Origin of the sequence: Streptomyces acidicola, from assembly GCF_009377235.1 — a bacterium.
GTDB classification, from domain to species: Bacteria; Actinomycetota; Actinomycetes; order Streptomycetales; family Streptomycetaceae; genus Streptomyces; species Streptomyces acidicola.
Map to the genome: position 1 here is coordinate 1 of NZ_VMNX01000342.1, position 7,624 is coordinate 7,624.

Sequence of the window (7,624 nt, forward strand, 5' to 3'; positions counted from 1 at the left end):
CAGACCGGCAGGTTCGTTCCCCCCACCCCCCCCACTGCGTTCCGCACCCTGAGACGAGTTGGAGCACCCATGCCCCAGCACGTGCCGTTCTCGCTGCTCGAAGCGTTCCCGCGCTCCGAGCGGCCCGCTCCGGCGCACCCCCCACAACCGCGCCGTATCGTTTTTCTCGCCCGCCGTGACCTCGGCAATCCCGCGGCCGGCGGTTCCGAACTCCTCGTCGACCGGCTCGCCGTCGGACTGACCCGGCTCGGTCACCAGGTGACCCTGCTGTGCGGCGGGCCCGCGGCGTTCCGGGAGTACCGGGTCGTGTCGGCGGGCGGCGACCTGGGCCACTATCTGCGGGCCAAGTCCTCGTTCGCCCGCCAGGTCGGCGACTGCGACCTGCTGGTCGAGGTGTGCAACGGCATGCCGTACCTGGCGCCGCTGTGGCACGACGGTCCGACGCTGTGCCTGGTCAACCATGTGCACACGGAGCTGTGGAACATGCGGTTCGGCGGCCCGCTGGCGCCGGCTGCGCGGCTCGGCCGAAGACTCGAACACTGGGCGCTGGCGGGTGCGCAGCGGGGGAACCTGCTCGTCGCCGTGTCACCGTCGACGGCGCACGCGCTGCGGGAGATCGGCGTGGAGCGCGAGCGGATCAGAGTGGTGCACAACGGGGTCGAGGAGCCGGGGCCGCGCGCGGAACGCTCCCCCGAGCCGCTGTTCGTGGCGGTGGGCCGGCTCGTCGAGTACAAGCGGATCGATCTGCTGCTGCGGCTGTGGGAGCGGGTGCGGCCGGTGACGGGCGGGCGGCTGGTGATCGTGGGCGACGGCCCCGAGCGCGCCCGCCTCGAGCGACTCGCGGGCCCCGGCGTGGAGTTCACCGGTCATGTCTCCGAAGCCGAGAAGCACCGGCTGCTGTGCGCGGCCTGGCTGCTGCTGCACCCCTCCGCGGTCGAGGGCTGGGGCCTGGTCGTGACCGAGGCGGCGGCCCGCGAGACCCCGGCGATCGCCTTCGACGTGCCAGGGCTGCGCGACTCCGTCGTGGACGGCGAGACGGGTGTGCTGGCCGAGGGCGAGTCGTCCTTCGCCGCCGCGTGGTGCGCTCTCGCGCTGTCCACGGACCGGCGGGCCCTCATGGGCAAGGCCGCCAGGGAGCGCGCGGGGCGCTTCCGCTGGGATCACACGGTTCGGCAGTTCAGAGCGGTGGCTGCTGAGGCAGTGAGGGACTGGGTGCCGTGAGGGTCAGTCGGTTCGTGGGAGGTTCTGCCGTTCGGACGCTGCGGGCCGTCTGTGGCTTGTCGCTCCCCCACTCTCGGCTGCGCTCGAGCGGGGGGACCCCCATCGCGGCGGAGCCGCATGACGACACAGCCCCGCGCCCCTTAAGGGGCGCTGTCCCTCACCGGAGTCGTATGAAGGACCCCTCCCTCCGGCGTTCCCTCGCCCTCTTCCGTGCCTTCCTGCGTGAGCAGGAGGACCCCGAGTACTGCTACTCCCTGCTCGCCCGGGACGCCGCCGACCAGGTCGAGGCGTACGGCGGTCCGGTCGACGGGCGGACGGTCGTGGACGTCGGCGGGGGCGGCGGGTACTTCACGGAGGAGTTCCGGCGGCGCGGGGCGCACGCGTACCTCTTCGAGCCCGACGTACGGGAGCTGGGGCATGAGCCGCCCGAGGGCGCGGTCGTCGCGGACGGGTATCTGCTGCCGCTGGGCGGCGGTGTCGCGGACGTGTGCTTCTCCTCGAACGTGCTGGAGCACGTGGCCGATCCGGGGACCTTCATCAGCGAGCTGGTGCGGGTCACCCGCCCCGGCGGGCTGATCTACGTGTCGTTCACCAACTGGTACTCCCCGTGGGGCGGCCACGAGTGGGCGCCCTGGCACTACCTCGGCGCCGAGCGTGCGCGGGCACGCTACCGGCGCCGTACCGGGCGAGAGGCCAAGCACACCCTCGGCGAGAACCTCTTCGCCGTGCACATCGGCCCCACCCTGCGGCAGGTGCGTGCCCGCGACGACGTCACGGTCGTCTCGGCGCGCTCCCGCTACTGGCCCTTCCTCGCGGAGAGCGTCGTGAAGGCGCCGGTCCTGCGCGAGTTCGCCACCTGGAACCTCCTCCTCATCCTCCGGCGGTGTCCCCCATGACGAGTACGGTCCAGGCTCCTCCGCCGGCCCCGGCACGACCCGACGGGCCCGCGCGGCGGCCTCCCGAGGGTCCACGGTCGCGGCGCTGGCTGCCGGCGTTCTGGGCCGTGGTGTTCGCGCTGTTCCTGGCCGTGCGGCCGGGGCGGATGACCTTCGAGACCAAGCTCGGTGTGGCACTCGACCCCTGGCAGTTCCTGTCCGACCTCGGGCAGTTGTGGCACGACCGGGGTGGCTTCGGCGGGCTCCAGGACCAGTACGTCGGCTACGCGTGGCCGATGCTGCCGTACTACGCGCTGTGCGATCTGGTGCGGCTGCCGGTGTGGCTCGCGGAGCGGCTGTGGCTGTCGATCGTGGTGACGGTCGCCTTCTGGGGTGCGCTGCGGCTGATGGAGCGGCTGCGGGTCGGCAGTCCCCGCAGCCGGCTGCTCGGCGCCGTCGCGTACGCGCTGTGGCCGGTGTTCACGACCGTCGTCGGCTCGACCTCGGCGGCCGCGCTGCCGGGCGCGTTCCTGCCGTGGGTGCTGCTGCCGCTGACGAACGAGCGGTACAGCGCGCGGATCGCCGCCCTCCGCTCGGCGTTGATCATCCCGTTCATGGGCGGCGTCAACGCGGCCTCCACCCTCGCCTCGCTGCTCCCGGTCGGGCTGTACCTGCTGTCGCGCCCACGTGGCCCCCGGCAGCGCAAGCTCATCGCCTGGTGGGTGCCCGGCGTGATCCTGGCGACGGCATGGTGGGTGATCCCGCTGCTGCTGCTCGGCGCGTACGGCGAGAACTTCCTGCCGTACGTGGAGACCTCGGGGACCACCACGGCCACCATGTCGGCCACCGAGGCGCTGCGCGGCGCCGGGAACTGGGTGGCGTACCTGCACTTCGGCGAGGCCTGGCTGCCGGCCGGCTGGGCGGTCGCGGCCTCGGTGGCGGTGATCGTGTGCTCGGCGCTCGCGGCCGGACTGGGCCTCGCGGGCCTGGCGCGGCGGGACCTGCCGGAGCGGCGCTGGCTGGTGCTGACGGTGCTGTGCGTCGCGCTCGTCACGCTCGCCGGGTACGGCGGCACGTTCGGCGGGCCCTTCCACGAGCCGGTGCAGGACTGGCTGAACGGCGCGCTCGTCCCGTTCCGGAACATCTACAAGTTCCAGACGGGTCTCGCGCTCGCCCTGGTCCTCGGACTGGCGCACCTGGTGGCTGTGGCGGCCCAGCCACGCGGGGCTCGCGCGGTGCGCGGGCGGCGGTACGTGACGCTGGTGGCGGCCGTGCTCGTGCTGCCCGGCCTCGCGTGGCCGTACCTCAACGGGTCGATCCTGCAACCGGGTTCGTTCCAGGAGCTGCCCAAGTACTGGCAGACGACAGCCGGTTGGCTGAAGCAGAACTCACCCGACTCGCGCGCCCTCGTCGTCCCCGCCACCGCGCACGGCATCTACACCTGGGGCTCCCCCATCGACCAGCCCCTCGACGTGCTCGCCGAGTCCCGCTGGGCCCAGCGGGACTACGTGCCCTTCGGCACCCCCGGCAACCGGCGCGCGATGGACGCCGTCGAGCAGGCGCTGATGACCGGTGGCGAAGTCCCGGGACTGGCCGACTACTTGAGCCGCGCCGGACTGTTCTACGTCGTCGTCCGCAACGACCTCGACCCGGATCAGGCCGGCTACGTCCCGACCACGACCGTGAAGCGGACCCTGGAGCAGTCGGGGTACGAGCGGGAGGCGGGCTTTGGGCCGCTGATGACGGGCGGACGGATCGCCGACGACACACCCCTCCAGGTCGAGGGGCTGTACCCGCGCCAGCGGGCCGTGGAGATCTACCGGCCTCCGTCGGGCGCGCCCCGCCCCGGGCAGGCCGGGCTGAAGGCGATCGCGGACACCGCCGTCGTCTCCGGCGGGCCCGAGGCGCTGCTGCCGTTGGCCGCCGACCCGGCGATGCGCGGCCGCGCCACCGTCCTGACCGGCGACAACCACCCCGGTCTCGGCACCCCCGAGGTGCAGGTCGTCGGTGACGGGCTGCGGCGCGCGGACACACGGTTCGGCCTGGTCAACGCGAACACCTCGTACACGTACACCGCCGGCGAACGCAATCACAGCGGAAGCCTCCAGGACCCCGGTGACAGTCCGCGCCAGATCCTTCCGACGGAGGGCATCGACCACCAGACGGTGGCCCAGCTGCGCGGCGCCCGCTCGGTGACGGCGTCGACGTCCGGCAACTGGCTGTTCCACCTCCCCCAGTACGACCCGGTGAACGCCTTCGACGGTGACCCGAACACCGCGTGGGCGGAGGGCGCGGCCGGTTCGGCGGACGGGCAGTGGCTGCGGATCGCGTTCGACGGGGCCGAGGACATCCCCTCGTCCTTCAAGGTGACCCCGCTGCCGCAGGACGAGGTGCGCTCGGCGCCGACGCGGGTGCGGGTGGAGACGGAGCGGGGCTCCGTCACGAGCTATCTGCAACCCGACGGCTCCCCGCAGACCGTGCGGGCCCGCCCCGGAACGACGGACTGGCTGAAGATCACGATCGTCGACTCGGTGGAGCGGCGCGCCGGACTCACGGGCGCCGGCTTCTCGGAGATCGACCTCCCGGGCGTCCAGGTCACCCGCATGCTGCGGCTGCCCACGGACGCCGAACGCTCCGACGCCTCCGCCGAGATCGTCTCCCTGCACCGCGCCGCCGACCCCACCGGGCTCTCCCCGACGGGTACGGAGACCGGGCTGCACCGGAGGTTCTCGACCAGCACGTCCGGCACCTACGAGGTGAAGGCGAGCGCCGTGCCCGTGCCGGGCGCCGAGCTAGACAAGCTGCTGTACGAGGTCGGGCCCGCAGAGACCGAGGAGAGCAACCGGGTCACCGCGACAGCGGACTCCACGGCACGCCTCGGCACCGGGCTGTCGCCCCGCAACCTCACCGACGGCGACCTGACGACGGCGTGGATCGCGGGCGACAAGCCGGTGATCCGTCTGACGTGGCCGAACCGGCAGGAGGTCGACTCGATCGTGCTGGCCCCGGCGGGCGGCCTGTCCACCCGTCCCACGCAGGTGTCCATCAGTTCACCGGACGGCGCGGCGATCGCCGCGGTCGACGAGAACGGCTGGGCCCGCTTCGAGCCCATCACCACGAACCGTCTCGACATCACGATCACCGCCACCGCCCCGCTGACCGTCCACAACCCGGTCGCGGACGACGATCTGCAACTCCCGGTCGGCCTGACGGAGGCGTACCTCCCGGCCCTCGACGACCAGCGGTCCGAGCAGCCGGCGGACGCCATCGCCTTCTCGCTGCCGTGCGGCAAGGGCCCGGTCCTCGCGATCGACGACGAACTGTACGAGACGAGTGCGAGCGGATCGGTGCAGGACCTGCGGGAGCGGCGCCCCGTGGACCTGAAGCTGTGCCGGCAGGGCGCGTCCAACACCGAGTTGGACCTGAACTCCGGCTCCCACCGGGTCGAGGCCGGGGACGGCGGGCCGCTCGCGGTGACGGGCGTGACGCTCACCCGCGGAACGGTGACCGAGCCCTCCGGCACGACCGCCCGCGAGCTGCGGATACGGGACTGGCTCGGCGACCTGCGCGAGGTGTCGGTCGGCTCGGGCGCGGCCTCGTACCTGACGACGTACGAGAACTTCAACGACGGCTGGAAGGCCACGCTGAACGGCAGCGAGCTCACCCCCGTCCGGCTCGACGGCTGGCAGCAGGGGTGGCAGATCCCCGGCGGCGCGGGCGGCACGGTCAAGCTGACGTACGAGCCGTCCACGACGTACGAGGCCGGGCTGGTCGGCTCGGGTGTCGGGCTGGTCGTCCTGATCGGGCTGGTGGTGTGGCGGCGTCGTTCACCGAATGCGGACGAGCCGCAGCCCGTGCCGCCGGGGCCGGGGCTCTGGCTCGGCACGGTGGCGCTCACGCTCGTGGGCGCCGTGATCGCGGGCTTCTTCGCGCTGCTGGTGCCCGTGCTGGCACTGCTGGCGTGGAAACGGCATGCGCTGCTGGTGCCCATCGCGTTCCTCGCGCTGGCCGGGGCGGGTGTCGCCGCCGCCACGGGCGCCGGGGAGCCGGCGGCGGCCGGCGAAGGGGCGTTCGGGCCGGTGGCCCAGGTGCTGGCGCTGGTGGGGTTGTTCGCGGGGCTGGTGAGTGTGGGGCGGCGGCAGCCCCGTCCCGCGCCTGCCGGACCCGGACCTGGACCTGACGAAGGCGGCCCCGGTCCCGGCGCGACGCTCACGTACAGCGGGCCGCCCGCACCGTCCCTGCCGCCGGACCGGGAGGCCCCGGAGGCCCCGACCGCGCCGTTGCCCAGGCGGAAGCGGGGCGCGAGCGGTCCGGGCCGGGAGCCGGGAGGCGCCGCGGAGGGCACGCAGGGCTCGGTGCCCCTGGCCGGACCGACCGTCTCCGCAACCGGGCCGACCGTCTCCGCAAGGGGTCCGGGCTCCGCCCCGCCCGAGCCCGGTCCGCCGGCGCCGGGGGCTCCGCACCCCAGGCCGAGGTTCCGGGCGACCCCGCCCGGCGACGGCGCCGGACAGGGCGACAGCACCGGAAGGGGCGAGGTCATATGACGGCTGTGGAGCACCCGGCGTGGGACGGTACGGGCGGTTCCGGTCCCGGTCCCGGTCAGAGTCCCGTACGGCCGCCGACGCGCGTCCCGTTCCCGGTGGTGGACGAGGTCGCCCGGCACTGTCTCCAGGAGGAGGAGCCCGAGACCGTCCACATCGAGGTCCACCTCCCGGGCCGCCTGGACCCGGCCCGCCTGCGGGCCGCCGTCACCGAGGCCCTGCGCCGCCACCCGCGCATCCTGGTGCGTGAGGCGCCGGGGCGCTGGTACCGGCTCCGTTACGAGTGGGAACTGACCGCGGATCCGGATGTGGAGGTGGTGACGTTCCCGACGCCGGGCCCGGACGCGTTGCGGGACGCCCGGACGCGGGCCCTGACGGATGCGCCGCCGCTGTCGGCGTCACCGCCCGTCCGGCTGGAGGTCGTCGACGAGGACGACCGGTCCGACGGCACCGTCCTCTTCCTCACCATCAACCACACGGCCCTGGACGGCCCGGCCTGCCTCCGTATCCTCGCCACGGCCGCGGAACTGTACGGCGGCCGGGACAACTCCCCGGCCGCACCCCCCGTACGCACAGCCGACACCACGGCACTCTCCGCCGAGATGCCTTCCAGCTGGTCCCCACCCGCACGAGTCGCCCCCGGCCACTTCGAGTCTTCCCCGGGCAACGGCATGCTCGTCACCGAGCTCCCCCTCCCCCTCCGTCCGAAGGGCTCCCCCTACACGGTGAACGACCAGCTCATGGTCACCACCGCCCTGATGCTCGCCCACTGGAACCGGGAACACGGTGTCCGTCCCCGCCCGATGCGTATCACCATGCCGGTGGACGATCGCCCGCGGGACGCCTCGATGCCGATCGGCAACGGCACACGCCTCGTTGAAGTCCCCTTTGCTCCGGAGGAGTTGGACCCCAGGGACATGCCCGGCCTGCTGCGCCGTACGGCGGCCCGCACCCGCGCCCTCAGATCCCTCCCCCGCCCCCAACTGG

At 73.4% G+C, this 7,624-nt stretch carries 4 protein-coding genes; all 4 read left to right on the forward strand.

Annotation, left to right across the window (positions count from 1 at the left end):
* Nucleotides 1-69: 69 nt before the first annotated feature.
* On the forward strand, nt 70-1,221 hold the full coding sequence (locus FPZ41_RS42905; RefSeq protein ID WP_152869891.1) for a glycosyltransferase family 4 protein: 1,152 nt from the start codon (nt 70-72) through the stop codon (nt 1,219-1,221).
* 170 nt (nt 1,222-1,391) lie between these two features.
* Nucleotides 1,392-2,117, forward strand: coding sequence for a class I SAM-dependent methyltransferase (locus FPZ41_RS42910; protein WP_152869893.1), 726 nt, complete (start codon nt 1,392-1,394; stop codon nt 2,115-2,117).
* Entirely contained in the window at nt 2,114-6,640 is a 4,527-nt protein-coding gene (locus FPZ41_RS42915) for an alpha-(1->3)-arabinofuranosyltransferase (protein ID WP_152869896.1), read from the forward strand. Before FPZ41_RS42910 ends, FPZ41_RS42915 begins: the two co-directional genes overlap by 4 nt.
* Nucleotides 6,637-7,624, forward strand: a 988-nt coding sequence (locus FPZ41_RS42920) for a condensation protein (protein WP_152869898.1), incomplete at its 3' end; no start/stop codon positions are given. The genes FPZ41_RS42915 and FPZ41_RS42920, both read left to right, overlap by 4 nt.

Excerpts from the sequence above, each read along its gene's own strand:
- FPZ41_RS42910 (WP_152869893.1), top strand. The coding sequence starts at position 1,392 with ATGAAGGACCCCTCCCTCCGGCGTTCCCTCGCCCTCTTCCGTGCCTTC.
- FPZ41_RS42915 (WP_152869896.1), top strand. The coding sequence starts at position 2,114 with ATGACGAGTACGGTCCAGGCTCCTCCGCCGGCCCCGGCACGACCCGAC.
- FPZ41_RS42905 (WP_152869891.1), top strand. The coding sequence starts at position 70 with ATGCCCCAGCACGTGCCGTTCTCGCTGCTCGAAGCGTTCCCGCGCTCC.